Annotated in this window: 20 protein-coding genes; 6 read left to right on the forward strand and 14 right to left on the reverse strand. The window is 54.6% G+C overall.

Annotated elements, in window-relative coordinates:
• Positions 1 to 343 precede the first annotated feature (343 nt).
• Together Pla22_RS16060 and Pla22_RS16065 are read right to left on the reverse strand one after the other, a co-directional pair.
• Complete coding sequence (locus tag Pla22_RS16060; protein WP_207310397.1) at positions 344 to 1,843, reverse strand: DUF1214 domain-containing protein; 1,500 nt, start codon at positions 1,841 to 1,843, stop codon at positions 344 to 346.
• A 152-nt stretch (positions 1,844 to 1,995) separates the two neighbouring features.
• A complete protein-coding gene (locus tag Pla22_RS16065; RefSeq protein WP_146515842.1) occupies positions 1,996 to 2,472 on the reverse strand; it encodes a Clp protease N-terminal domain-containing protein in 477 nt (158 codons plus the stop codon).
• 161 nt (positions 2,473 to 2,633) lie between these two features.
• On the opposite strand from Pla22_RS16065, the gene Pla22_RS16070 reads away from it, so the two are divergent.
• On the forward strand, positions 2,634 to 3,869 hold the full coding sequence (locus Pla22_RS16070; RefSeq protein WP_146515843.1) for an IS110 family RNA-guided transposase: 1,236 nt from the start codon (positions 2,634 to 2,636) through the stop codon (positions 3,867 to 3,869).
• 705 nt (positions 3,870 to 4,574) lie between these two features.
• Here the strand turns inward: Pla22_RS16070 and Pla22_RS16075 are convergent.
• The 4 genes from Pla22_RS16075 to Pla22_RS16090 form a co-directional block, all read right to left on the reverse strand.
• The gene (locus Pla22_RS16075) at positions 4,575 to 5,102 is read right to left on the reverse strand and encodes a hypothetical protein (RefSeq protein ID WP_146515844.1); all 528 of its coding nucleotides are present in this window, start codon (positions 5,100 to 5,102) and stop codon (positions 4,575 to 4,577) included.
• Between the two features lie 64 nt (positions 5,103 to 5,166).
• Positions 5,167 to 5,643, reverse strand: coding sequence for a hypothetical protein (locus Pla22_RS16080; protein ID WP_146515845.1), 477 nt, complete (start codon positions 5,641 to 5,643; stop codon positions 5,167 to 5,169).
• 108 nt (positions 5,644 to 5,751) lie between these two features.
• Positions 5,752 to 5,988 carry a hypothetical protein gene (locus Pla22_RS16085; RefSeq protein WP_146515846.1) on the reverse strand — a complete coding sequence of 79 codons (237 nt, stop codon included), beginning with the start codon at positions 5,986 to 5,988 and terminating at the stop codon, positions 5,752 to 5,754.
• 143 nt (positions 5,989 to 6,131) lie between these two features.
• A complete protein-coding gene (locus Pla22_RS16090; RefSeq protein WP_146515847.1) occupies positions 6,132 to 6,575 on the reverse strand; it encodes a hypothetical protein in 444 nt (147 codons plus the stop codon).
• 2,011 nt (positions 6,576 to 8,586) lie between these two features.
• On the opposite strand from Pla22_RS16090, the gene Pla22_RS16095 reads away from it, so the two are divergent.
• Positions 8,587 to 9,945: an integron integrase gene (locus Pla22_RS16095; protein ID WP_207310398.1), complete on the forward strand. Its 1,359-nt coding sequence runs from the start codon at positions 8,587 to 8,589 to the stop codon at positions 9,943 to 9,945.
• Positions 9,946 to 10,006: 61 nt separating this feature from the next.
• Here Pla22_RS16095 and Pla22_RS16100 read toward each other — a convergent pair whose 3' ends face one another.
• Together Pla22_RS16100 and Pla22_RS16105 are read right to left on the reverse strand one after the other, a co-directional pair.
• The gene (locus Pla22_RS16100) at positions 10,007 to 11,260 is read right to left on the reverse strand and encodes a glycosyltransferase (RefSeq protein WP_146515848.1); all 1,254 of its coding nucleotides are present in this window, start codon (positions 11,258 to 11,260) and stop codon (positions 10,007 to 10,009) included.
• A gap of 5 nt (positions 11,261 to 11,265) precedes the next feature.
• Positions 11,266 to 13,083 carry a sigma 54-interacting transcriptional regulator gene (locus Pla22_RS16105; protein WP_146515849.1) on the reverse strand — a complete coding sequence of 606 codons (1,818 nt, stop codon included), beginning with the start codon at positions 13,081 to 13,083 and terminating at the stop codon, positions 11,266 to 11,268.
• 956 nt (positions 13,084 to 14,039) lie between these two features.
• Here Pla22_RS16105 and Pla22_RS16110 point away from each other — a divergent pair.
• Positions 14,040 to 15,365, forward strand: a complete 1,326-nt coding sequence (locus tag Pla22_RS16110; RefSeq protein WP_146515850.1) for a type III polyketide synthase — start codon at positions 14,040 to 14,042, stop codon at positions 15,363 to 15,365.
• Between the two features lie 106 nt (positions 15,366 to 15,471).
• On the opposite strand, the gene tmk is transcribed toward Pla22_RS16110, so the two are convergent.
• Both tmk and Pla22_RS16120 read right to left on the reverse strand, forming a co-directional pair.
• Positions 15,472 to 16,110, reverse strand: a complete 639-nt coding sequence (gene tmk, locus Pla22_RS16115; RefSeq protein ID WP_146515851.1) for a dTMP kinase — start codon at positions 16,108 to 16,110, stop codon at positions 15,472 to 15,474.
• A gap of 15 nt (positions 16,111 to 16,125) precedes the next feature.
• Positions 16,126 to 16,683: a hypothetical protein gene (locus Pla22_RS16120; protein ID WP_146515852.1), complete on the reverse strand. Its 558-nt coding sequence runs from the start codon at positions 16,681 to 16,683 to the stop codon at positions 16,126 to 16,128.
• An 84-nt stretch (positions 16,684 to 16,767) separates the two neighbouring features.
• On the opposite strand from Pla22_RS16120, the gene Pla22_RS16125 reads away from it, so the two are divergent.
• Entirely contained in the window at positions 16,768 to 17,955 is a 1,188-nt protein-coding gene (locus Pla22_RS16125; protein ID WP_146515853.1) for a lysophospholipid acyltransferase family protein, read from the forward strand.
• Between the two features lie 37 nt (positions 17,956 to 17,992).
• On the opposite strand, the gene Pla22_RS16130 is transcribed toward Pla22_RS16125, so the two are convergent.
• Complete coding sequence (locus Pla22_RS16130) at positions 17,993 to 18,976, reverse strand: tetratricopeptide repeat protein (protein WP_146515854.1); 984 nt, start codon at positions 18,974 to 18,976, stop codon at positions 17,993 to 17,995.
• 111 nt (positions 18,977 to 19,087) lie between these two features.
• Between Pla22_RS16130 and Pla22_RS16135 the strand changes: the two genes are divergently transcribed.
• Positions 19,088 to 19,999, forward strand: a complete 912-nt coding sequence (locus Pla22_RS16135) for a metallophosphoesterase family protein (protein ID WP_146515855.1) — start codon at positions 19,088 to 19,090, stop codon at positions 19,997 to 19,999.
• Here the strand turns inward: Pla22_RS16135 and Pla22_RS16140 are convergent.
• Entirely contained in the window at positions 19,996 to 20,361 is a 366-nt protein-coding gene (locus Pla22_RS16140; protein WP_146515856.1) for a hypothetical protein, read from the reverse strand. The two genes, Pla22_RS16135 and Pla22_RS16140, sit on opposite strands and share 4 nt — an antisense overlap.
• 132 nt (positions 20,362 to 20,493) lie before the next feature.
• On the opposite strand from Pla22_RS16140, the gene Pla22_RS16145 reads away from it, so the two are divergent.
• Positions 20,494 to 21,720 carry an adenylate/guanylate cyclase domain-containing protein gene (locus Pla22_RS16145; RefSeq protein WP_146515857.1) on the forward strand — a complete coding sequence of 409 codons (1,227 nt, stop codon included), beginning with the start codon at positions 20,494 to 20,496 and terminating at the stop codon, positions 21,718 to 21,720.
• Positions 21,721 to 21,817: 97 nt separating this feature from the next.
• On the opposite strand, the gene Pla22_RS16150 is transcribed toward Pla22_RS16145, so the two are convergent.
• Positions 21,818 to 23,545 (reverse strand): FMN-binding protein, encoded by a 1,728-nt coding sequence (locus Pla22_RS16150; RefSeq protein WP_146515858.1) that lies wholly within the window; start codon positions 23,543 to 23,545, stop codon positions 21,818 to 21,820.
• Positions 23,499 to 25,790, reverse strand: a complete 2,292-nt coding sequence (locus Pla22_RS16155; protein ID WP_146515859.1) for an FAD-dependent oxidoreductase — start codon at positions 25,788 to 25,790, stop codon at positions 23,499 to 23,501. Before Pla22_RS16155 ends, Pla22_RS16150 begins: the two co-directional genes overlap by 47 nt.
• Position 25,791 lies beyond the last annotated feature (1 nt).

Here is a 25,791-nt window from a genome sequence, read left to right on the forward strand (position 1 = left end):
AACCCTTACGTTCACTGTCGACGATCGTAGCGTTGGGTGACGAGTAGGGATTGTGACTCATGTGTCGTCTAAGGTTCAATCGGATAACGACTGGTCGCCGTCACAAGAACGAAGACGCTCTACCAATCGAGCATCATGTCCATTCGTGATGGCGTCGATGAAGTCGCGTTCATTTTGGTTGCTACGTACTTAATGACTGAGTGCGCTGGCCAAAGAACGTCTAAAATCACCGAGTTGCCGCCTGCGACGTTGACTGCAATTTCGTCCCCAGCCGTCCACTCAGGTGCACTGTTGTGTTCGGCGTTTACTTTGGCTGCCCTATCGTTTCATTCCCAGTTTCAAATCAGGGATCAATCACTTCGAAGTCTGGCATTTTGAACGTCTTGTCGTTAAGGGCTTTTTCTGGGCTGTAGAAACGGAACATGGGCATGGGCCGCTTTCCGGCGGTATTGATCCAATTCGATTCCATTCCTGCAGGTGCCTTGGGACCCACGAAGATGGACACGGAGCCATCCGAATTCGACTTCATCTTTGACAAGTCATACGAGGATAGCGTCGTTCTGCGGTCCGGGGTGTAGATAAAGCTGAAGGTCGCCCGGTCGTAGACGGTCAACGCCCAAAACTGTTTCACCGGGACGTCTTTGGGCACGTCAACTTTGTAGGTTTTGCCCGCATCGAGTTGACTGCCGTTTTTGTCGGCCATGGAAACAAGGTATTGCGTTGCGGGCGAATCGCTCATCTGGACGGGGACATAGGTGCACCATGCGAACTGCGCGGCACGCGGTATCGTGTCGATCCTGTCAGGGTAGTTGTATTCGAAACGGCGCCTTTCGTCGCTCATGAGCAGCGACGTGTAGTGCCGATCGGGCCAGTAAAGACGATCAGCGGGCAGGTTGTCGAAATAGTCTTGAATATGATACCACACGTCGATCGTCGCCTGCCGCATGGCGCGCTTCGCCGTTTCGTCGGGGGTATAGGGCTTGCCCTGTTGGATTCCCAGCGACGCGAGCATGCCCATCATGACCTTGTCCTCTTCCCGCACCGGCTCGACGCTGAAGATTTGATAGACGTCATCGAAATAGCGCTCGTCATAACGGGGCAGTCCCGCGTAACGGTCGTGCGATGGGTCGATGAATTTCTGTTCCGGTGGGTCGGCTGCCTCTGACAGGTAATACATTTTCAAACGGTGCGCGTAGTCGAAAGCGTCCCTCTGGGTCTTACCAGGCAACACCACCGAGCGGAATGCGAAGGCAATGCGGTAATTAGGCGAGGCCACATGGAGGTGATCCTCAGGGACTTCGCCTGTGTAGCCCGGCGGAGTGAACAGGTATTTGGACGCTTGGCCCTTATCCATACCGGAGGGGCCGATGTCAGCAATGGTGAACTGCCGGGCATCAACTACCTGACCGTAAAGGGTGCCATCCGCCCCCGACGCCGGAACCTCCAGCAAGACCGGTCCGTTTTTTAGGTCGGTGTAGCCACCGATATAAGGTGTGCTGCTATTGCTCGTGGCAACTTCAAGGTTGGGACCAGCGGTTTCAGAATAGGAAAAGATCGTGTTGTTCTCCGCGCCAAGTTCCTCGAACGCCCAATCCCGCATGCGATAGATGACCACAGCAGGCATCGACCAAACCGCTGTTTCGAAGGCACGTTGGTATTTGAGCTGATAGTCGAAGTCCTCTATCGAGCGATTCGCTCCGGTTGGAGGCTGACCGCCAACTGGTTCTTCGGATGGCTGGCCCAAGGGAGCGTAGGCTTGAGCCAGTGCCAGTTGCGGAGAGGCGGTCAGGAAAAACAACATGGCGTTTCGCATGACCAAGACATGGATTTTGTGCTTCTTCATGAAGAATATTCTTTTTCTATGTTTATGAATTCTATACCCACGATTCATTATCCGAACGTCCGGGATCACCGGGTCGGGAATTTGTTGTTCCATTTGAAAACGGCCGCAAGCCCGACTCCGTGTGCACGCGATGGTTTTCCGCCGCCCTGGATCTACGTGAGATGTCCGAGTAAACCAATTATTTCATGTTCGATAGCGTCGTGGGTCAGCCCGAGCGTTTCGAGCAGCATGGCTGACTGCGTGGAAGACGCAATTACACCGGCGAGCAAATGTTCGGTGCCAAAGTAGGAGTGATTGAGTCGAGTCGCAAAGTCTAGCGTTGAATCCATCACGATCTTGACGTCGGGCGCGATGACAAGTTCGTCTGGATTGTCGATGCGTGACCGCGCAACCATCGCCGCATCCAGCGATTCGAGGGTCATATCGAATTGTCGACGGAGGATATGCGATGCAACGCCCTGACCCTCGCGAAGTAGGCCGCAAAGAATGTGGCATGAGTCAACGCACGAGTCGGCGAACTCATCTGCAGATTCGACAGCAAGGCGAATAGACGTTCGCGAGCGGTCAGTCGCACGCTCTGGCCGAGAAATCACAAGGATTGCGTCAATGCGTTGATCGTCGATAGTCATTGAAGTCGGATTTCAGTCGGATAAAGAATTCATGAAGTCCGTGGTTTGAGGCGAGTCGGATGCTTTCGCGCTGCTGACCAGGCGGTGATCGTTCTCTTTCGAGACATCACAATCAATCGCTTCTAACACGTTGACACCCCAAACCACGGAGACTTCTTAGGGTGACATGCGCCATCGACCTTGGCAAGTTTAATAGTGTCTGCTGCTTCTTCGACCCGGCCACCCAGCAGCATCAGTTCCAGGTTATCGCCACTCGGCGCTCGCATTTCGAGCACCTGCTGACGACTCGGCCCGACATCGACCTGGTCGTCATGGAAGCTTGCGGACCGAACGGTTGGATCAGCGAAACTTGCCGGGCTCGTGGTATGAAGACCATTGTGTTCAGCACCAACGACGAAGCGTGGTGTTGGAAGAACACCAAGCGAAAAACCGATCGCGACGATGTCCTCAAGCTCGCCGAAATGTCCCTGCTGCGGCGACTCGTGCCGGTCCATGTGCCAAAGCCAGACATTCGCGAGCAACGAGCGTTCATCAAGTATCGCAAGAGTGTCGACAAGGACATCAACCGACTGAAAAACTCGATACGCAGCCTCTTCGCCAACCGTGGCATCGAGATCGACACCGGCGAGCGGGCCTGGAACACAGGACCGGTGCACATCAACTCGTGCCGCAAGCCGATCGAAGACTGCACGCGTGATGAGTTGTGGCGAGGCCAACTCGATATGCAGCTCTCACGTCTTGACGACGTGACCAGGAAGCTCGAATCACTCGAAGCAAAGCTCGACGAATTCGCCGCCGAGCATCCCAACATCGTGCGGCTGATGACGATCCCCGGTGTGGGTCGCAAGACCGCCGAAGCGATCGTCGCGGCCATCGACGATCCGCATCGCTTTAAGAACGCAAAGCATCTTTCCAGTTACCTCGGACTGACACCTAAACAACATCAGTCCGGTGAGATCGACCGCAACGGACGCATCAGCAAGCGAGGCAGCAAGCTGCTTCGCACGATGCTATTGCAGTGCGCTTGGTGCAGCCTCAGATACAACAAGTGGAGCAAGAAGACCTACGATCGAATCACCGGTGGCAGCAAGACACGTCGCAAGAAAGCCGGCATCGCGTTGGCGCGGAAGCTCGGCGTGATCGCTTGGGCGATGATGCGAGACCAGACCAACTGGGACGCCAGCAAGCTGCTGCCCCAAGACGAGGCCAAGGACAACGGCAAGTTGAAGATCAAACGCAAGCCACCCAAACCACCTGGCCCCGTGCACAGCGACGAGTCATCCGGCGTCGCGCACCGCAAAGCCAACTTAACGATGAAGCCCAAACGCCAAACCCGAACCGGCAACCGTAGCACCCGAACCGGCAACCGTCGCACCCAAACCGTTCAACTGAAATGACACCGACCAAGGCTCGCTGTCTTGCGAGCCGGGCCGCTCTGGAGTGATCGCGAATCGCTGCCCGAGGCACTGCAACAAAAAGTTGACCTCGAGATAATGAATGCGACGCTCCCGAGCAGCCTATTAAACCATCTAACGATCACCCTTTTACAACCGCCCCGACCGCAGCGAGCTGACGAAGCGGCAGTTGCGAAAGACACCCAAGCGAAATGAGAAACATCCCGAGCAGGACTCCCCTTTGGCCATGACTACTCTCCAGAGTTGGCAACCGAGAAACGCGTCCAACGCTGCAGCGTTGAGCTAGAGTCTCGGGAGACGCCGCGATAAAGCATGTGGCTGGCCCAAGCAAGAGTATTCCAAACGATTCAATCCGATTGGAACGCCTGTAAGAAATGATGAGACGATGCACACCAAACAAGTGACCTGTCACTTCAGCGTCGACACCTCGAATAGTCGAATAGTTCCCAGCCGGACTTTCTCACCTCGCCGCAGTTTCCACCGCCTCCGCCAAGCCAACCCGCTCTCAACACCACGTAAAGAAATGCCCAACAGACCGATGTAGAGAAAAATTACAAAAAGCGGCCAGTCGCCACTGGTCAAACCACGGACTTCATAGTCGTCCGGCGTCACCGGGCGGGGAGAGTAAAGTTTTCCATTTCAAATCCGGCCGCAAGCCCCGCTCCGTGTGCACGCCATGGTTATCCGCTACCAGTGGTCAGCATCGCGTTTGGCTGCCACTTCGTCATTGATGTCACGGATTTTAGAAAGGGACACCAAAGCATCATAGAGCACAGGCGACGCGCGAAGATCATCACCAGTGAACCAGGCGTCAGTGGGGTAGCCAAGGGAAATTTTGACTTGGTTCTCGTTGACAGCATCAATTGGGTCGAGATTTAGCACGATATCATCAAAAGCAGCAGATGAAAGAGACGTAGTCATTGTGCCCTTAACCACGGGAGTGTCATTAACGCAGATAGAGAATGGAACGCCAGTTACTAGATGCGAACTGAAGCGGTCACGCAGTTCAGCACGAAGCCCTCTTCTTAATGTTATCGTGTGGGTTTGCCAGTTGTACACGACGATGTCGGGTTGCGAAAAAACGATGGCGTCAGCGGTCGTCCGGACTTCGACAGTGCTTAACGTTGGGGTTCGCGACGCCGCATGATGTTGTTCGCAGCTAACGCAAAGCGGCGCAATGAAAGCGGCGATCGCTACACAGAATCTTTGGGGCATTTCAGTCGGATAACGTTGGTGGTCACCGGGCGGGCAAGGTTAAAGTATCCACGTCGAAAACGCTTCAAGGCCCGCTCCGGTGAACCACATGGTTATCCGTCGTTGTGGAAATCGGCATGTCCGGGCGAAACTGGCGAATTGCAGACACCACGGCCTGCCCGTCAATGAAGCAATTGTCGCCAATAGTCCACGGACCGGAGTAACGGTTATGCAGCAAGACTTTGGAACGCGACCCATCGTCGAGCAGTTCGACCGAGCTAATCTCAATAAAGGATACAAGATTTGAGGTCGGCCCAAGAAGTCCGTAGCCGAACCAAGATATCGAATTGCGTTCCACGATGACGGATGGACTCGGACGGCGGAAGAGGATCACAAGCAAGCCAACAAGCTGAAATATACCTAACGGATAAAATATCCACTTTTCGGAATCCATTGCGGCGAAGATAAAGAACGCAAGGGTCGTGGACCCAAGACCGGCGATTTCGATGCAGTATCTGCGGTTGTCCACCGGACGCGCAATAGTGATGCGAGGTTCATTCATCGCGATTCTGTCGGATAACGTTACGCATCAGCGGGCCGGGAAGGTCGATGCTCCATTTGTGAAAACGCGCAAGCCCGGCTCCGTTGCATGCGATGGTTATCCGCAGTTTTAAATTCGTCCCGTTAACGCACGGTAGATGTCGCGTTGATCATGGAGACGAAAGCGATCAGGAATACGATCCGCCGAACGCGGAACGAAAATGAGAAAAAAGAGCGATGCAAAACAGGCTGGTGATGCAAGCCAAGCAAGGTGACGGTAATGAGTTGTGCCGAGGAAGCCAAGAAACGCAAGAAAGAACAAAAATGCAAAAAACGCAAAGTAGCGACGGTCGTATGCTTTGGGCATGATTCTTCCAGTCTGTTGGGGGAGAGAGGGTTTCAGTCGGATAACGTTACGCATCAGCGGGGACGGGCGAAAGACTCGCAAGCAGACGAAAAAACGAACCACCCGTCCTCCGTTGCATGCGATGGTTATCCGCGATCGTGAATTTATGGTCCAGACATAAAATCGGCTGATGTGCCATCCCGCACCTTATCGACCGCAGGTTCTCCATCCATCAAAACCGGAATGTGTAAGAATGGGACCATCCCAGCAATGTCGGGCCCAAATTGCTCAAACTGAACTAGCCAGTACCATCCACCGGTCTCAAATGGCTTGAGCGAAACCGCCTTCAATTTCCATGACCAGACTTTGCGGTCATAGTTAAGTAGTGCATCAATTCGGTCTCGTTCTTTCGTTGCGATCCTGATCGCACTACGGGCGGAAACTGGAGGATTCTCACGAGAATCATCCCATTTTGGAGCGTTCGCAATTGCTGCCTTTGTAATTGGTGTTTCGACGACCTTGCTAAGCGGAAATGATATGTGGTCGTATGATAGCGCAATCGACGCGGCAATGAGGGCGATAGATAGCGCAGCTATGGTTCGTTTCATCAGAATTTCACCTCAGTCGGATAACGGTCGGGTTCACCGGGCGGGTAGAGAGTTGGCAGAGCGAAGCGAACCATCGATATACGCCCGCTCCGTGTGCAACCCTTGGTTATCGCTCTTATCAGAGCCATTCGACAAGGTGGCACCACGAACAAAGTGTAACATCAGGACCGAGGTCAAGCTTGTATGGTGAAGGGGTTTCGGACGCGTGAATTCTGGCGAAAACCGTGGACGTTAATGCGTGATCGAGTAGGCCACCGAACGGAATGATAAAGGTATCGGTGCAAGCACACCGTCGACGCTGAAGCGGAGTGATCAAAAGCGTTGAGTCAGAACAGCCTTCGGCCCCTTAGGTGACAGCAACCATCAAAAAGATGAGCCATCGCCGCTGGCGAAACTTTCGCGGGTCAAAACTAAGGTGCGATAACGTCCGCATTCACCGGGTCGGGAGTGTAAAGTCAACCATTAGAAAAAAGCTCGCAAGCCCGACTCCGGTGCAATCCATGGTTATCCGTCAGATGCGCGTTTGCGGTAGGTCGGCGTACGCAAGTGCATCGACGATCCGATCCGCTGCAGTTGCTACGTGGGCACAGTGGATATCGTACCAGATATCTGTCGGCCGCCCACGATCCAGCTTTCTCGCTGAAACCCGGAATACCCAGCAGTCGTGCGATGGCAAGCCCCATGTTATGTAGACGCGAGCGAATGACGGGACGCGGTCCGAGTCGCATGAAACGTCGCGCGTGTTGAAGTTTAGCAACGAATGGGAGGTGCCAACGTAAACATCGCGTCCGTTCCGTGACTCGAGGGTAGTAAGCAGGTCCTTTATCATTGGACCACGGATGTCGAGCCGACCATCTGCGTTGACATATGGTTCAGTGTCAAAGTTGGCGAAAAGACCGTCGCGAGTCTTCCATTGGTTTGCGAGTCCGCTGATCTTCATGTATTACCTCAGTCGGATAACGTTGCGGATCACCGGGCGACGGGAAACCGCGTTCTTGTAAAACGGAAAACTGGACCACCGTCGCTCCGTGTGCATCCGATGGTTATCAGGCGAAAGTGGCGTTCGGGGCGATCGACAATGCACGTTTACAGTTGACGGATAGTGAGTTTAACAGAATTGCAGAGGACTGAGGTTGGCAGCGACGGCCCACACGGGAAAACAACGACGGAACGTCGCCGGTCGGCACCGAGCATGATCTGCGCGAGCAGAAAACAACGCCGGAACGGCGATACGATGGATCGGACATTGAATTTCGAGATTGACCGATCGTTGGACCTACGATTGTTGGCAGTCAAACAAACGCGAGGCAGGCGGCGTTCCGCCCGTTGGGTAGCACGATGAATACGAACAACCGTCGGGAGCAAGTTGGAAATATGTACGTTGCGTACGATGAACTCGAGTCAGCCGGATAACTATGTTTCTCACCTGAGGGAGAGGGTGGGAATACTTGGTTTTGACTTGTTCTTACTGGTTAATGCCACTTGTTCTCACCGGCAAGCGGACCTTCGGTACCGTGGGTGGTAGTCCTCATTTTGATACGACCCACCGGCCAGACACTTATTCTCACCGGTTGGCTGATCCCGCGTCAAGCAAAATGCAAGCAATTTTCGGCACGCTAGGCGGAGTTCTCAGGCGCGTTGGGGTGTTTCGATCTTTTACCACCTCTTGTCGGTGTTTCGGTTGGTGTTGAGGGCCAGTTTTGGGGTGAACTCAGTTTGATGTTTCGGGTGATAGGCGAGGCACTGTGTTTGATGACGGAAGCCCTCTTATACGCGTGTAGGAATGCTGCCTATGGAGATGTAGGCAGAGTGCAAACGAAGCTGAAGTATGGAGAGAACGTGAATGGCCATTTCGGGTTGGTTAAGGCGTTGAGAGTGGTGTACACTTGTGCCTCCGGTTGGCGAGGATTGCCGTCGACAACGCGTTTGGAATGCGAAACTCGGCGCAGTGATGTTGCTCGCTAGCACCTCGCTAGTGCGTTGAGTGATTTAAGTTAGGAGATGGTTTCCGATGGCATCCAAGTTGTTTATTAAGCCTGGGCAGATGGAACAGGAGTTGAAGTGGGCAACGATTTGGTTTCGCAAACTTTGTGGATTCCATAATCAAGATCCAGAGTCTGATTGGCAATTCACATCGGCCGATGTGATTGCGTTCCTGCAAGCCAAACGCGACGCGGGCTCTCCCGCTTGGAAACGCATGGCGGTGATCCGAGGCTTAATCGTTTACCGTCGTCTCGTGATGCATCGACCGGATGACGATCTTGTGCCGCTGCAGTCCAAGATGGAAGAGATCATCATGGTCGAACGGGCTCGTGAAGAGGGTTACGATTCGATCGATGACGTCGTAGGACTGATTGATCCGAAGGAACAAGACGCGATTCAAGCGTTCCGGCGCGGGTTGCGGAAAGCTGGCAAGGCGTTGCGAACTGAGCGAGCGTATGTTGGCAAGCTGAAAGCTTTCATGGCCGCTCGCGGTTTGACGTGTCTCGACGATTTTCAAAAGATTACGGCTGCGGACGTCGAGTCGCATTTGACGGATCTGGCGGTCGACGGCAATGTTGCCCCGTCGACCCAGAACGGGGCCTTTCATGCTTTATTGTCGTTCTTCGATTTAGTTCTGAAACGAGACATGGGTCGGATCGAGGCAATTCGAGCGAACAAAGGGAAGATGATCCCAACGGTGATGAGTGTTCGCGAGGTTACGGCGGTGCTAGGAAATTTGGAAGGAGTGCATCTTGTGATCGCGGAGCTGTTGTACGGATGCGGGATGCGAATCAGCGAGGCGATCCGCTTGCGTATCAAGGACTTGGACTTTGAGAATCGTCGAATCGAGATTCACCAGTCCAAAGGCAGTAAGAGTCGAGTGGTTCCAATGCCGGAAGAGTTAGTCGGCTCGTTAGGGCGTTACATGGAAACTCGCCGTGCGTTGCACGAGCACGATCTTGCTGATGGAACGGCATCGGTTTGGTTGCCGCACGCATTGGCGAAGAAGTATCCGTCGGCCCATTCGGATTTTCGTTGGCAGTACTTGTTTGCTTCTTCGCGTTTATCGAAAGATCCGCGGACAGGCAGGTTTCATCGCCACCACTTGCATTCCGACACGTTTCCGCAGCATCTACGCGTCGCGGTTGAGCGAGCAAAATTAACCAAGCATGTCACCAGCCACACGTTTCGCCATTGTTACGCAACGCACTTATTGTGGACGGGGACCGACATCCGACGAATCCAAATCCTGCTCGGCCATAGCGACGTCAAGACAACGATGATCTATACGCACGTTGATAACCGAGTCGGACCGGTGGTGGTGAGTCCGTTGGATCGGTTGCGGGTCGAGGAGTCTAGCAGTGCTTATTCAGGTGCAAATTGCTAATTTTGGGTTTTGCTCATTCACGCGATCGAGCTGGCGTTAGAGCAATTCGCAGGATTCGTTGTTATTTGATCAGGCGCTCGATCCGATTGGCTGCGTTTGTGATCGGTGTATCGCCTTGAACCCGAGTTGCAATTTCACGGCAGCGAGCCAGAGTCGCTTTATCGTTTAGTAGCGAACCGATCGTTTCGGTGAGCTTACGATCATTCCGAAGCCACTTGCCTACACCAAGAGATTCGATCCTAGTTGCGTGATCGAATTGGTCGAACGCCATCGGTCGTATTACTTGTGGAACTCCCGAAGCGAGGCACTGTGAAGTGGTGCCAGCACCGCCATGATGCACCACGACGCTGGCGGTGGGGAAGAGTTTGGCGAAGGAGACGTACGAGGAGGTAGAGACAAGATCAGGAAGGTCCGTGGGGAAGTTTTCGGCGTGCGTGGAAACCAGCAAGCCCGGATGTTGTAGTCGTTGGCAAACCTCGATTGCTCGATCGAAGAACGGTCGCGTATGCCGGTGGGCCGTGCCGGCGGTGAAAACGATGGGACGGTGTGATCTTGGTTGCGATTTCGAGTGCGATTCTGAGTGCGATTCTGGTAGTGCGGCGTCAGATACATCGATGTCCTGAAGAGGGAAGCCGCAATGCACTAACCGCGGTTCAAACGATTCAGTCGCGGGTGCGAACCAGCGGGGGTACATCGCAAGAATGAGGTCCGGCGACAACCACCAATCGTTGATGATTCGAGACACGGGATTCAAGCCGTAGGTGGACCGTGTCTTGTTGACGATAGGCTTGATCACTGGATCGACTGCAACCGCATCCACCATTCGGTAAGCGAATTTAACGAGCCAGCTAGGGCGAGTCACTTCCCACCAGAACGGCGACATGCGAGGTGGATCGTCATAGGTTCGCAACATGGACGGCGCAAGATGAACATCAACGAGCGGTGTATGAGGATGAACTTCGCGAAAGATCCGCGAAGCCAGATCGAGAGGATGTGAGACCAGCACCGTTTCGCCGTCGAGATGATTCCGGTTGATCACTTCGAGGTGCAGGTCTAGGAACTCGGCTGCGACTTCGCCGATCATTGTTCTTGCGCCACGGATTGGTTTCCATACGTTTCCGTTAGCAAGCAGTTCATCGAACCGCGATTTGGTGATCACGGGCTCGGGGATCAATCCCGCCTCGGTGGCAAGGTGAGCGTAGGGTTGTGCGAGCGAGATGACGACGTCCCAGCCTCGGCGACGCAATTCTGCTCCGATGGCGATCATCGGGTTGACGTCTCCGCGGGAACCGGGAGCCGAAAGGATCGCCTTCACGTGCGTTACCGATCGATGTTGTAGTCAGAGATCTTGCGGTACGCCGTCGCTCGACTGATTCCGAGTAACTTGGCGGCTTCGGGAATGCTGCCTTCGGTGCGTTTGAGGGCCTTTCGAATTAGCCGTTCTTCCCACAGGTCAATTCGCAGCGTATCAAGTCGACTGAGCCCCGCATCGCGAAGTCCGAGGTCGTCGCGTTCGATGGTGGGGTCGTCAGCCATAACGACAGCGCTATCGATAACGTTGCGGAGTTGTCGGACGTTACCCGGCCACGGATATTCCCGCAGCATGACGCGGGCCTCGTTTGAGATCTCGAGAGTGCTGCGGCCATTTTCGCGTCGGTAGTGGTCGAGGAAGTGATCGATCAGCATGTCCAAATCGTCACCACGATCGCGCAGCGGAGGCACGAGTAGCTCGAATACACTAAGACGATAAAAGAGGTCTTCGCGGAACTGTTTCTCGCGGACAAATTCCGCGAGGTCTCGATTGGTTGCCGCAATCACTCGGACATCGACGAGGACTTCTTCGGTCGCACCGACCGGCAAGAACGGGTGGCCTTCGAGGATCCGAAGCAGTTTGGCTTGTCCTTCGAGAGTGAGTTCGCCGATCTCATCAAGGAACAGTGTTCCGGTGTGTGCTTGTTCGAACCAACCGATGTGGTCCTTATCGGCGCCGGTGAAGGACCCTTTCTTGTGACCGAAAAGTTGGCTTTCGATCAGGTCGCGAGGGATTGCGGCACAGTTGACCGTCAGCATGGGTCGTTTGACTTGCGGGCTGGCGCGATGAACGGCGCGGGCGACGAGTTCTTTGCCGGTACCGCTTTCGCCACGGATCAATACAGAACCGTTTGCGTTTCCCACTCGTGCAATCTTCGCTTTAAGCCTTTGCATGATCGGTGATTCGCCGATCAGTTCATCGCACTCCGCCGTCCGCGAGGCCATGCGTTTGTTTTCGGCCACAAGTTGACTGTGTTCGACAACTCGTGAAAGTCCGATCGCCAACAGACGACCCGCCGAGGCAGCGAAATCGAAATCCGATTCTTTGAACGAAGGTTCGCGTCGGTAAAGACACAGCACCCCAATCGTTTCGTCGGTAGCGACAGGAATATAAATGGCGTCGGACCATTCTTTGTGCGACTTCACCGACGTGTCATCGCTATTGCAATCGTTCATCCAAAGCGCTTCGTTGCCTTGGATGACTCGCTTGGCCATTGATTTTGGAACCAGCGTCGTGCACTTGCTGTCGACGGGTACGACGCGAAGCCATTTTAGACGTCCGCCGCCTGACTCAACGGATAGGCCCACCAGATCGGCTCCGGTGCGATCCTTGAGTAGTTCTAAGACCGTGATTAGAACTTCGTCAGGTTGTTCACCGGTGAGGAGATGCAGTGCCAGTTGGTACAAGTCCATCACGTGTTCGGCGACGACTTGTTGGTTTTCGGAATGTTCCAGATCAAATCGCCAACTACCGTGCTGCATCATCTCTTTCGAGATCGCGAGCGTGTTCATCGAATCGTCGTGCGAGTCGAGGTCGGGTTCGACCAACTGCATTTCGGTCCCGCCGATGGTGATGACGGATTGGTCGAGCAGTCGGGCGCTCTCGGCTTTTTGTCCGTTGACGAGCGTACCGTTGCGGCTGCTCGTGTCACGTAGGTGCCAGTTGCCATCTTCGTAAAAGACGACGGCATGGAAACGGGAACTGACCGGGTCGGTCAGCATGATTTCACAACTTGCCCCGCGACCGACGTGCATGGGCCGCGCCGGATCAAGTGGAAACTGGCGCCCTTTCTCGGGTCCCGTTCGGACTGCTAAATAGGAAATCATGCTCTATGCCGTTTCCATACCTTGAAGCTGGGCTTGCCACGGATCGTTGTGAGTTTCGGTGGTCATCAGATCAGCGAGTTGCAGATGGCCTCGGTGACTCGATCTACGTTTTACGGCGGCAGTCGGGTTGCGTTCACATTCGCGGGTGCAATTTGCGTTCCTAGCCCTGGAATGAGTTCCGACTGCGAAACGGCGATCAGTCGGCGCGATGTTCGAGTATCCATTCCAAGCGCAACCTGCACTCAGGTAACTGGAATTTTGGCGTTTGCCTCGTTGGTCCATGCGCCTGGTTCCTATCGTGTTCGCGTTCATTTCAGCACGGGAGCTTGAGTCCACACTACCGGTTGTGGCCATCGTTCCGCGATTCCTTGTACTTATGCTAATTTTGGTCGTCCCGTCACTATCCGTTCTGAAATATCCGCTCTGAGTCGTTTGACCAGGGTCGTCTGACTGGGATCGTCTGGCTGGGGTCGTCTGGCTGGGGTCGTCTGGCTGGGATCGTCTGGCCAGTTTTACCCGACCGGGGTTATCTGATCGGAGTGTCTACGCTGAGTATCCAGTTCTGATTATTTTTGCACGCTGGAACGGTACTCATAGGAGCGTGTCGCCCGGTCATTCGGGGGGATTGGTCAGGCCGAGCCAGCATTCTCGCGGTGAGCGAAGTGGTTTTGAGGACGGCAAGTCCGTGGTTTACGTGTCGCGGCGCTCGAGGTTCCGGCGCTGTACCCTATCATCATCCCCGAATTTCATCATCATTGCTGCCCGACAATTGGCAGAAAAGCGGGTGGGAAGGTAGTGTTCACACTGTTCATATCATGAGGGTCGATGGCCTCCCCGAGCGGCCTTTTCTTGCTCCCGCGGGCATTTTAGTGCAGACCAAAGCACGGGTGCAGTTTACGATGCGGTCAAAACATACGAAATCGCTGAAACTTTTCTCTCTAACCAGACTGCGGCGCATGAGCCAATTAGGCAATCCAGAGCACCTGAAACCCGAACTTCTCGTGCCCGCCCATCGTCCTGACCCTATTCAAAAGCCTCGACCCGCCGAAGAGCATTCGGGTCGAACGGGCGTAGCGGCCAACCATCCAAGCCAAGGGGCGTCGGCGAGCCAAGACGCGTCTTCTGGGCAAACGGCAAATGGGCAAACGGCAAAAGCAGAGCAAGCGAGTTCAACTTCAACGGCTGGGGCTACGGCGACCATGCTGGGCATTGGAACCGCAGTTCCGGTGCATCGTGTGGCTAGCAACGTGAGCTTTAAACTCGCCAAAGAGCTATCGTGTTCGACCGCGATTCAGTCGAGGAAGGTCGCAGCACTGTATCGACGAACGGGCATCGAGCATCGCGGGAGCGTGTTGCTTGATTGCAACCCAGCGGAGGAGATCGTAAACGACTTTTACCCTCCGGCGACGTCACCCGAAGACCGTGGTCCAGGGACGAAGCAACGCAGCGACCGCTATGCCGACGAAGCGCCGCGGTTGGCAATTGAATCATCGAAGAAGGCATTGGCCGATGCGAAGATGGATGCTTCGGAAATCACCCACTTAGTAACGATCTCTTGCACCGGATTCAGTGCTCCGGGAATCGACGTCGCACTGATTGACGATCTTGGATTGCCCGCGACGACGCAGCGAGTTCAGGTCGGTTTCATGGGATGTCACGCGGCGATCAATGGACTGCGAGTGGCGCAGGGGCTTGTCGCGGCGAATCCCGAGGCGAAGGTGTTGATGTGCAGTGTTGAACTATGCACTCTGCATTACCAGTACGGTTACGATCCCGATCGCATCGTCAGCGGTGCCTTGTTTGCCGATGGATCAGCGGCGGTGGTTTTGCAGGCAAGCACGCCGGACGCATCGACGCTGTTGGGCGACGTTGCGGCCAGTGGTTCTTACTTGGTTCCCGATAGCCGCGATGCAATGACATGGCGAATCGGCGACAGCGGGTTTGAGATGACGTTGTCGGCGCGAGTTCCAGGACTCATCGAATCTGACTTGAAGGCATTCCTAGTGGACTGGCTCGCCAAGCACGGCGAGACGATTGATTCCATTGAGGGTTGGGCTGTTCACCCCGGCGGCAGTCGCATTTTGACTGCGGTTGAAAAGGCGATCGATTTGCCCAAAGACGCCTTGGCGGTGTCTCGTAGCGTGCTTTCAGATCACGGCAACATGTCGTCGGCCACGATGCTGTTTATCTTGCAGCGATTCGCGAAGGCTGGCAAACCAAAGCCATGGTTGATGCTCGGCTTTGGTCCAGGGCTAGAAATCGAAGTGACGCTGATTCGCTAGTTTGCGAACTCAGAATTTTAACCGGCGAATGTTTGATCTCGCATTGCCGGTCGCTGGTGTCATGCAGCGATTGATAATGCTCAAACGATTGATTGATCACGATTGATCACGATTGAGCAGAACGAATAAAGCTCAGCCCGACAATTTCGTTGTGGATCTCTTCAGGTGTTTGCGCCGCGTTGATTACGCATGTTGTCCCGCCTGCGTTGGGTAGCTCGCGTAGGAACGCTTGTCGAACGGATTCCATATACTCTTCGCCTCGCATTTCCATTCGATCCGCTGTTCCGCCGAGCCTCTTGAGTGATTCGGATGCGGGCATATCGAGCAGGATGGTGAGGTCAGGGTTCAGGCCCCCGTTTGCGATCCGCCCGAGTTGCCAAAGTGTCTCGGTACTGACGTTCCCACCGACGCTTTGATAGACGACATTGGCGAGCAGGAAGCGATCGGAGATGACAATCTTTCCTTCTGCGAGCGCCGGGCGAATGATCGTTTCAATCATTTCACAGCGACTGGCCATGAACAGCATCGCTTCGGTCCGTCGATGTAATACGAGGTCGCTGTCGAGCAGGATCGCTCGCAATCGGCTTCCGACTTCGGTGCTGCCAGGGTCGCGAACGGTTAAGACCTCGAAGCCTTGTTCGCGGATCACATTGGCGAGACGTTCGATCTGGGTGGACTTGCCGACACCATCAATACCGTCAAGCGTGATGAGTTTGCCGGGGCTGTTTGAGTGATGTTCTTCCATTTGGAAGAGCTTAACTCAACGAGTGCTTGTCGTGTATTGGTCAGGACCGCCGATGACGGGCAAGTGCCGATAATTGATAATCACCCATTCATCGCCTCGCTTTTCGAACTCGAGTTGCAATCTCCTTAGCACACGTACATTCTGCAGCCCACCGCGACTGCCGCTGACGTCGACCTTGACGGACATATCGACGTCCGCCGTCTTGGGCAGTCCTTCGTCGCGGACGATGATTGAATCAAGGCGATTGACTCGCGCCATGCTAAATTTGAATCGGGGCAATTCGGCGAGCGCCATTTGTTTGGACTTTTCGTCACCGATGAACGCGACCGCGGCTTGATGATCGTTTGCTTCCACCGCAGCGGCAGCTTCGTAAATAACCGCTTCGACGGCTTCGCGATCGGTGACCCACGACGAGGCCAGGGCAAAGGCGCCCGGGATCAGAAGGAAACACAATCCACCAATCACCGCTAATGGCTTCTTGCCAGTTTGCAACCACGCTGATATTGCTGCCACACCCAAGGCAACCAACATGATCGATACGATCCAGGGTTGTTCGGCAAGCTGAGTGCTCATCTGGTGGACCTTTGCTAGAGAAGCGAGAGAAGAGACCTTATTGTAGGTGCACCGCCATGAAACGTCACTGAACGAGAAATTTTTATGAACCGCTACCGAATGCGTTTTGCGCCTCAGGTTTGGAAGCCAGCCCTTTCGCCAAGCTTGGTTCGTTGGCTACGTTCGCTGCGAGTTAAGCAACAGCAGCGCGAAGTGAATATCGCAACGATCCATGTCAGCGGCCAGCATCACGTTCGCGAGGCGCTTGATCGAGGCGATGGTGTGATGATCATGCCCAATCACGCTTCGCATGCGGACCCGTACATGATCTACGCGGCGGCGGATAAGATTGATACTCCGTTGTACATCATGGCAACATGGCATGTCTTTCACGATAAGTCCAAGCTAACGCAGTGGCTGCTAAGAAAGCATGGTTGTTTTAGCGTCGATCGCGAGGCCAATGACATTGGCGCGTTTCGAATTGCCACCGACTTGCTGCGTCAACAGCCCGAACCGTTGGTGATCTTCCCAGAAGGCGAAATCTATCACTGCAACGATCGAGTGACGCCGTTTCGCGAAGGCGCCGCTGCGATCGCGGTTGCGGCCGCTCGAAAAGCCACTCGTCCGATTGTGTGTGTGCCTTGCGCCATTCGGTACGAGTACCTTGACGATCCCACCGAGTCGCTTGTGGAAACGATGGGGCAACTTGAAGAAGCAATCTTTTGGCGAAGACAGACTCATCGCCCTCTCGACGAGCGTATCTATCGCTTCGCCGAAGCGTTGCTCGCTGTTAAGGAATTGGAATATTACAACGAGACCAAGTCGGGGCGACTTCCCGAGCGGATTCGGGCTCTGGGTGACTACATCTTGGATCAGGTTGAAGCACGACACGGATTGACGGATGCGGGTAAGTCCATTCCTGAACGCGTCAAAGCCGCTCGAAAGACGATCATTGAAAAGTTGGACGCGGACGAACTGGATGAGCCAGCGGAAACGACTTTGCGAGATGATCTCGAAGATCTCTTTCTTGTCGTTCAGTCGTTTAGCTACCCGGGTGATTACGTCGTCGATAAGCCGTCGCTAGAACGCTTGGCAGAAACGATCGATAAGTTTGAAGAGGACGTCTTAAAGCATTCGACGGCTACGATTAAGGCGGCGCGTCGAGCAACAATTCAATTCGGTGCCGCGATTTCTGTTAGCAATGACCGGAAGGACAAGACGCAAACCACGACGTTGACGACGAAGGTAGAAACCGCGGTACAGGCGATGTTAGAGCGGTACAGGCGATGTTAGATTCGAAGACAGGCGATGTTAAATTCGAAGACAGGCGTCACCGGCTAACGAACCAGCCTTCGGGCGGATCGGGCAAGTTGAATGCTTCGTGGTAGTCGCGTTGACGTTGTTCGATCCATACCAGAGTTTTCTGATGCAGCGGAGCGGGGTTTCGGCGAATGGCGCTGCGTGCGAGAGTCTTTGCTCGAGAAAAATCTTGCGAAGCTGCAGCGGCTAACGCCAAGTTGTGTAGCGCCGCTGATTGAAGCGGATGTTCGTCTGCGACGGCCTGCCATACCTTCGCTGCTTCGCCCCATTGGCCCGCCAGTGCGAGGATGTTGCCGCGGCGGACTTCGCGGCTGCCCGGCAATCCGTAGGGGATCGCTAGCTGAACTCGTTCGTGGTTCACCGATGGAGTCACCAAGCGATAGGCTTCGCGAACCGAGGCGGTCGATAGGATCTCGTCAGGATCAGACAACATGGCAAGGTCCGGATAACGCTGTTTCGCCGTTTCCAGGTCAATCACCACGGGTTTGCCACCGGCATGACGGTTGTCGTTGATGGACGTTAGCTGCCACGAGACGCTAAGGGTTGGGTTATCGGCTTTGGAGTCGTTAGGGGTTTGGCCAAGCATCTTCTTCACCTCTTCGACCGGATCCTTCGCGCCCTTATCGTGGTGCTTGGTTAGCACTTGACCTTGCATCAGGTAATCCAAGCCCGCACTGCGAGCAACTGAGGCGGTCGCGATGTCGTTGGGCTGGCCATCGATGGCAGACACTTGTCGAATGGTTTGCTGAGTATCAAGCTGAGCGGGGTCGAAGGCGTTGAGTCCGCGTCCGGAATCCTTGGGAGCCATCGCGATCATCTTTTGGCGAATGGGGCCCGCTAGTTCAGGATCTCCGCCGACCGAGGCAATCCCGATTCGCTTGCCGACCGCACTTTCGAGTTGCGGCGGATCCCATACGTGCATACCGGTGCTCATGCGACATCCGCCGCATATCGTCATCAAGGTAAGCATCGCCAGAACATATTTTCGAACCATGCGGCCAGGGATACGAAGTTCGTTCCTGCGACGTCAAGCCACAACAGTTTCACGGATTGGGTTATTCTAGAGCTAATTCCCCACCGTTCCCACCTACTCGGATCCCGCCGTATGTCACTGCACTTGCCTGGTTCTCGTCGCTCATTCTTGCAAACCGCGGTCGGCGTTGGCGCAATCGCAATCGCCGGCCGTTCCAGCGTCGCGTTAGATTCCCAAAGTGACGAATCCTATGTCTTTTTTTCGGACACTCACATTTGCGGCGACAAGACAAAGATTGTGTCAGACGCCAACATGTTCGCCAACTTGTCACGCGCGATCGATGAAGTGCTGGCGCTTCCCCAGTTGCCCCGGGCGTTGTTCGTGAACGGCGACTGCGCCTATTTGAAAGGTTTGGCTGAAGATTACGCGACCTTTGCCAGCGAAATTCGTCGGGTAAGCCAGGCGGGAATCGACTTGCACATGACGATGGGAAATCATGACGACCGAGGACCGTTTGCCAACGCGCTGTCGGAACACGCGAGACAATCACCGGTCCAAGGCAAGCACGTCTCGATCATCGAAGGCCAACATGTGAATTGGTTCCTGATTGATTCGCTGCAGATCGTTGACAACGTCACCGGGGAAATTGGCAATGCCCAACGTAAATGGCTCGCCGAAGCGCTGGACCGACATTCGGATAAGCCAGCGATTGTGATGGGGCATCATAATCCGCAGTACCTGCCCGAAGGATCGAGTGAGCGAGTCACGGGGCTGGTGGATACTGCGGAGTTGGTTGATGTGTTCCACGCACACGCCAACGTCAAGGCGTACATCTACGGTCATACTCACCATTGGAAAATGACCGAGACCGCGGGCAAAGTCCATTTGGTGAATTTACCGCCCACCGCATACGTGTTCAACAAAACGATGCCCAATGGTTGGGTCCACGCAAAGGTCGACGGTTCTTCGTTGTCGATGACCATGCATGCGTTCGACGATCAGCACCCGACTCATCTGGGTGAACATCGTCTTGCATTTCGCTAGGACTTTGTCAGTCGCGCGACCTGCTCTTTACGATGGGCGACCGCTTCACGTTTCGTGCGGAAAGTCTTGAACCTTTGTTTGCCATCCTCGTTCCACGACGACACCCAACGGTTGTACTTGTTCTTGCTGACGCCGACCGTTCCCGAGCTGTTGTTGATCGGTTTGGCACGATTCGGGCCGCTTTTCCATTGGCGATCGCCAAGTTCGTCGAGGAGTTCGTCACGGTACGTCTTGGCTCGCTGCAGCGATTTCCGCACTCCACCGTCCGAGAACCGAAAGTAACGAGAGTACTCGGTGCCATCGCGAACCATGCGAACGACCCAGCCATCTTTTTCACGTCGAATGTTTGTTAGTGCACTCATGACATCCTTTTATATAAGAAAATGAAAGTCCAACATAGTCATCTCGCATAGTTCTTCGAGACATTTTGACTCGACGGGTGCACGCGAATCGAATACGAAATAGAATGTCGCACCTCACCCTTAGGTTTGTCCATGCACCGAGTCAAAATTACTGTCTTTAGTGGATCCGATCAAATCTGGTCGGGCATTGCGCGGTCACCCTTAGACATTGGGCGCCAGCAAGAGAACGATGCCGAACCTTTGACGTTGCACGACTCGGGTAAGTCATGTCGATTGTCGATCGCGCCCCTTTCGGCTCGCAGTATTCCTCGGTCCGCGATTCGCGTTAGCAAAAGCCCGCAAGGTGAATTGGTTGTCACGAATATTCATCGCGTGCTTCAGTTCGCAACGGGCGATGGTGCACCGTTGGACCCCGGATCGAGCTTTTCGTCCGACGAAGAAATCATTGTCTCGTTGCCGGATGAGTTGTCCGTGCGAGTTCGCAAGGTTGGCGCGGACTCTGGCTTGTATCCGGCAACAACGAGTGTGAAGCACGATCTGACCAAGATACCACTTGAAAGTTACTTTTCAGATTCAATTGCCGACGCGTTGCGTTCGGATCAAACCTTACTGGATGGAAAAGATGCGAATGTGACGGTGGTGGCGTGCCAAATTCGAGGCCTCCACGAGGTTGCCGAGCGAGTGGGGGCGAAGCGAACGATAGCATGGATCCAGGATGTCCATGGTGCACTAGGTGAAGTGGTTTTGAATTCCGATGGTGTCCTGGTGGATCATTCGGACGAGTGTTTGACTGCGATGTGGGGGGCGCCGGTCGAGTCAACTGATCACGCAACCCGAGCCTGTCAGTCGGCAATCGAAATGCTTGCGGCGACAGAAGCGGTTCGAGAACGCTGGCAGGATGTGACTCCCAAATCCTTCGCGACTGAGTTTGGCCTGCATTCGGGATATACCCGAGTTGGCAATCTTGGCTCGCGACTTCAATTCAAGTACGGGCCGATGGGTCGAACGCTTGAGATCGCAGCGAGGTTGCGAGGCCTTTCGTCAACGCTACGTACGCCGATCTTGATCTCGGGTGCGACGGCAAGTGCAATCGAGAATGAGCATACGATACGTCGGCTGAGGCAACTTGAACTCGATGAGGACGAAGTGACGATTGATGTCTACGAACTACATCAAAGGTCCAGTTCTTGGTTCCCGAAACTGCGAGAAGAGTTCGAGGCAGCACTTGAGATGTATGAACGCGACGATTTCGCCAGCGCATCGCAACGGCTTGCGAAGTTGGTCATTGACTTTCCGGACGATTACCCGAGTTTGGCGTTGCTGCGCAATTCGATCGAGCGGTTGACGACTCAGGATTAGCCGGAATGTCTGCTTGACGTCTGCTTAATGTCTGCTTGACGAAGGTTCGATCTGGTTTCGATGTCGTTGCTAGAGACCAGAGGTATTGGCTTTCAGATCACGGTGACGACGTGTATCGAGTGACGACCGCAATCACTAGCATAACGATGACGCCGCTGTCGAAACGCGTCCAACGACCGGATGCCGCCGAGAGTCGAAGGTGATCGATCAAGCGTCCTGTTGGGCACCCCATGCGGCAGTATCCCATCGGGACAAACATCGAAAATGCGATCGTGGTGATCGCCAACGCGATGGCAACCAATCCAGCGACCTTCCATGCGTAGGCGTCAAAGGGTTCAAGTTGTGATACGTCAAACTGAGGCGCGAACAACAGTGCCACGTAGCTAGCCGCCAACGTAATTGCAGGAACGACACTCAAAAGCGTTCGCAACGTGGTTGGGATAGTTAGCCGGCGTTTGGATTGTATCCCTGGTCTAACTAATTGTTGAATTGCACCGTGAGGGCACAGATGATTGCAGTAAGGGTTTGCCTTTGAAAAGGTCGGGACGATAAATGCCACCGCCGCGATCGCGGTCAGCCCTATCGCCAACTTCCAACTCACGCCTGCGGAAGCGGCACCAGCAAGCCAAGCAATAGAGACCAGGTTGCCGGACCAAAAGCCGATGACCACAATCACGGCTAACAGCCACCCTTGTCTAAAACGCTTTCGTTTCATCGCCTTCGAGCGACTAAGGCAAAAGAGTATCAGCAGTGTTAGTAGCGAAGCCAACTCATGCGTCGACCAGCGGATACCGGCCCATGCCGAACTTAGTGGCGATTGTGTTTGCTTCGTTTCGGTTTGGTGTTTTGAATAGGCATCCGCGAAATCAATCGTCGTCAACAAGACGGCTTCACTTGTCATGGTGGCTCCGGATACACCTTCGACTGAATCGAGTAGTTCGTCACCATTTCTGAATTCTGCGAGCGGTTTTCCGATGTACTTTTTCCAATAGTACTTGTCGTCTCGCAGGTAGCCGACATACGGTTCGTTGTCGAATGACTTGCGAATTCGCAGGTCGACGATCGTTTGTGAATCGTCGAGCTGAAGGACCAGTTCCGTCGGCCCTTGGTAGCCGATGATCGAATCCGAGAACGGGCCGGTGCGAACCACGTTTTCCAAGGTTGCAGTTGATGGTGCCCCAAATAACGATTGTATCTCTTCCGCCGTCAATGGTTCAGGAAATACAAGCGACGCCGGGGCTAGTGATGGCGACGGTGAGACTCTTTGCATGATGCCCGCTGCCATGGCGAGGCTGGTCAGCGTGGCTCCGGAAACTCCGTCGATCGATTTGGGGTCAGTTGACTGCTGCCCCAATTCCCAACCAACGAATTGATGAAGGAACTTCTCGTCCTTTTCGATGGCGTCGACATGGTCGCCGGTGTCGTGGCTTTGCAGAATGCAAAGGTTAGTGATGACATGGTCGTTGTCCATCACTAATAACGCTTCGGTAGGACCTCGGTATCCGCGTTGGTCCTGGGCCGCCGGTAGCGTCCGGGCGACTAAGCCCAGGTGATTTCCATTAGCGTCTTCGACTGACCAACATCCCAGTCGATCGGCCGGTTCCACTATCGACGCTGCGTTGGGAAGCAATCGTTGGATGTCGGCGATGTCGGGAATAGTCGCCGTTTCTAATGCGTCCATGTCGCGGTGTGGCGATGGCAACAGCGCCAGCAACGCGACAACGAGGCAACATCGGATGGTGTGAACAACGGTCATTCGCCCCCGTTTGGCGGGCTTCTCAATCAATGCCGACCCACACAATCGCATCCGCGTGAACGAAGCCATCGGCACCTTTGGTTGACATGGTGACGGTCACGGGAGTCCCAGCTTGCAAGTCAAATTTCCCAAGGTCGATCCAAGGCTCGCTGCGAACTTGCCGCTGGTCCACGACCTGAGTCATCGGGTCGGAACCTTCGCGAGCCACCGTGACGGTGGTCTTTGAGGATCGATTGTCGTGACCGACGCTATACAATCGCAACTGGTAAGTTTGCGAAGTCTTAGGTGAGGCTTCGAATTGGATCGTACTGTTGGAATTGGCTGACGCGTAACGGTATCCGCTGTGGACATAGGGCTTAAGACCTTCGCCCAACGTCCAATTTCCTGAACGCTTCGCATCGCTGTCATCAACAACGAGGCCACCCAATGTCGAAGGTGCGAGCCCCGTCGATGGTCCGACTGACGTTGCGCGGTCCATTGCATCGTTGGGAATCTCGATCGGAGCGGTAGAAGTGGCCCGCCTAGCCTTACCCGGCAATTCCAACAGTTCCTTAAGTTCGGGCAGGTAACGATGGTAGACCTCCGCCGGATCGCATTGATTGGCGGTGCAGATCGATGCGGCTTTGCCGACCACTTCGCCCATCATTCCGCAAGTCTTCATCACGCGAACCGTACCCAGTGCCTCATGAGTAACACTGATGCAGCGACCAGCCATGAACAAATTCTCGACATTGCGGCTGTAGAAACAACGGTAGGGGACCGGGTACCCGTACGAACGATCGACTCGGCGATCATGCACCGCAACACTGATGAACGGGTTGTCGGCAAACTTGTCCGCATACTCTTTCTTGGGGTAGTGCAAGTCAATCGACCACGTGCTGGGAACGCAACCGTCATCGAATTCGCGTTTGCTGATCACGTCATCCTGAGTGAGCACAACGTCGCCCATCAATCGAATGCTCTCGCGAGGTCCGCCGACGTAGGCCACCCACGATAGGTAAGCGTTTTCGTGGTCCGCGGCACCATCGCCGTTCTTCATTGCATTGAACGCTCCGTAAACCGCACGTAGATTCCAGTCGCGGATAGCTTCGGCTTCGCCAATCGGATCCTTATCGAATCCACTTTCCCAAAACCATTGCCCGTGGTGATCGCGAGGGTAAGGGAAGTCTTCCATGGTCAGGTCGAGTGCCCAGGGTGTATCAGGGAACGAGGTCGGCGAGGTCGCTTCGTCCCAACGCCACATGTTGCTCATTCCCATCCTTCCCTTCTCTTCCATTTCGTGATCGGCACCCGCCCATTTGCCGATCCATCCGTGGCCTGTGCCATCAACAAACCACTTCCCGGCGACCGACAAATCTTCGCCGGTGCGAGTGTTGAGCAACGCCACCGATTCGATCCGCTTCGGCGCATCCGCTGGTGCGTCATGCATCGAAACGCCGTAGGCGAAGTGATTGAGCATCAAATCGATATTGGGTTCCGCACGTACCAAAGCTTTTTTCTCGGCGTCGCCGAATTCTTCGAAAGTGCCTGGTGACTTGGTCGCTTTATCAGCGAACTCTTCGACGATTTCGCCAATGCGTGGATACTTTCCTCGACGAATGTTTCCCATCGCCCACACGCGAACTTCGCTCGACCCATTGCCGCCGAGAACTCCACGATCTTGAATCAAGGCGACCTTGCAGCCCATGCGAGCGGCCGATAGCGCGGCGCCCATTCCCGAGTACCCACCACCGATTACGACCAAGTCGTAACCCGATTTGGTTTGTCGATCAGCAGGCAATTGAAGCTGTTCGCGGCGCCAAGGCGAAAGTACGCTCGAATCATTCGGTGGCGTCGATTCAAGTTCAGTGGTCAGGTAGATGCAATCGCATCGACCATCGAAACCGGTAAGGTCTTTTAATCGAATCTCGTTCTCGCCTTTGGCTAACTCAACAACGCCGCCGTCGTGCCAAGTCCAATCTTCCCCTTTCGTGCCGAAGGTGGTTTCCAAGTCATTGCCGCCAAGCGAAAGTTGGAATTTCCCCGGCGAACCTTCAGCATCCCAGCGTGCCACCCAGTCGATCGAGCGAACCCAAACTCGGTACTTCGATGCCTCGGGCAGTTCGACGACGGTCACAGCATCCTCGACCGGTTTGCCGATTCCATGGGCTAGCAGGTAAGGCGATCCCATTTGTTGGATGAACTGAGTGTCGAGGCTCCAACCACCATGGTTATCGAAGCTTTCGGCTTCAACGAACACTTCAGCCGCTTGAGAAAGGGAAGCGATGCATGTCAGTGCACAGACGCACGCCAGAGCAAGTCGAGATAGAGACATA

This window comes from Rubripirellula amarantea (assembly GCF_007859865.1).
Classification (GTDB): domain Bacteria; phylum Planctomycetota; class Planctomycetia; order Pirellulales; family Pirellulaceae; genus Rubripirellula; species Rubripirellula amarantea.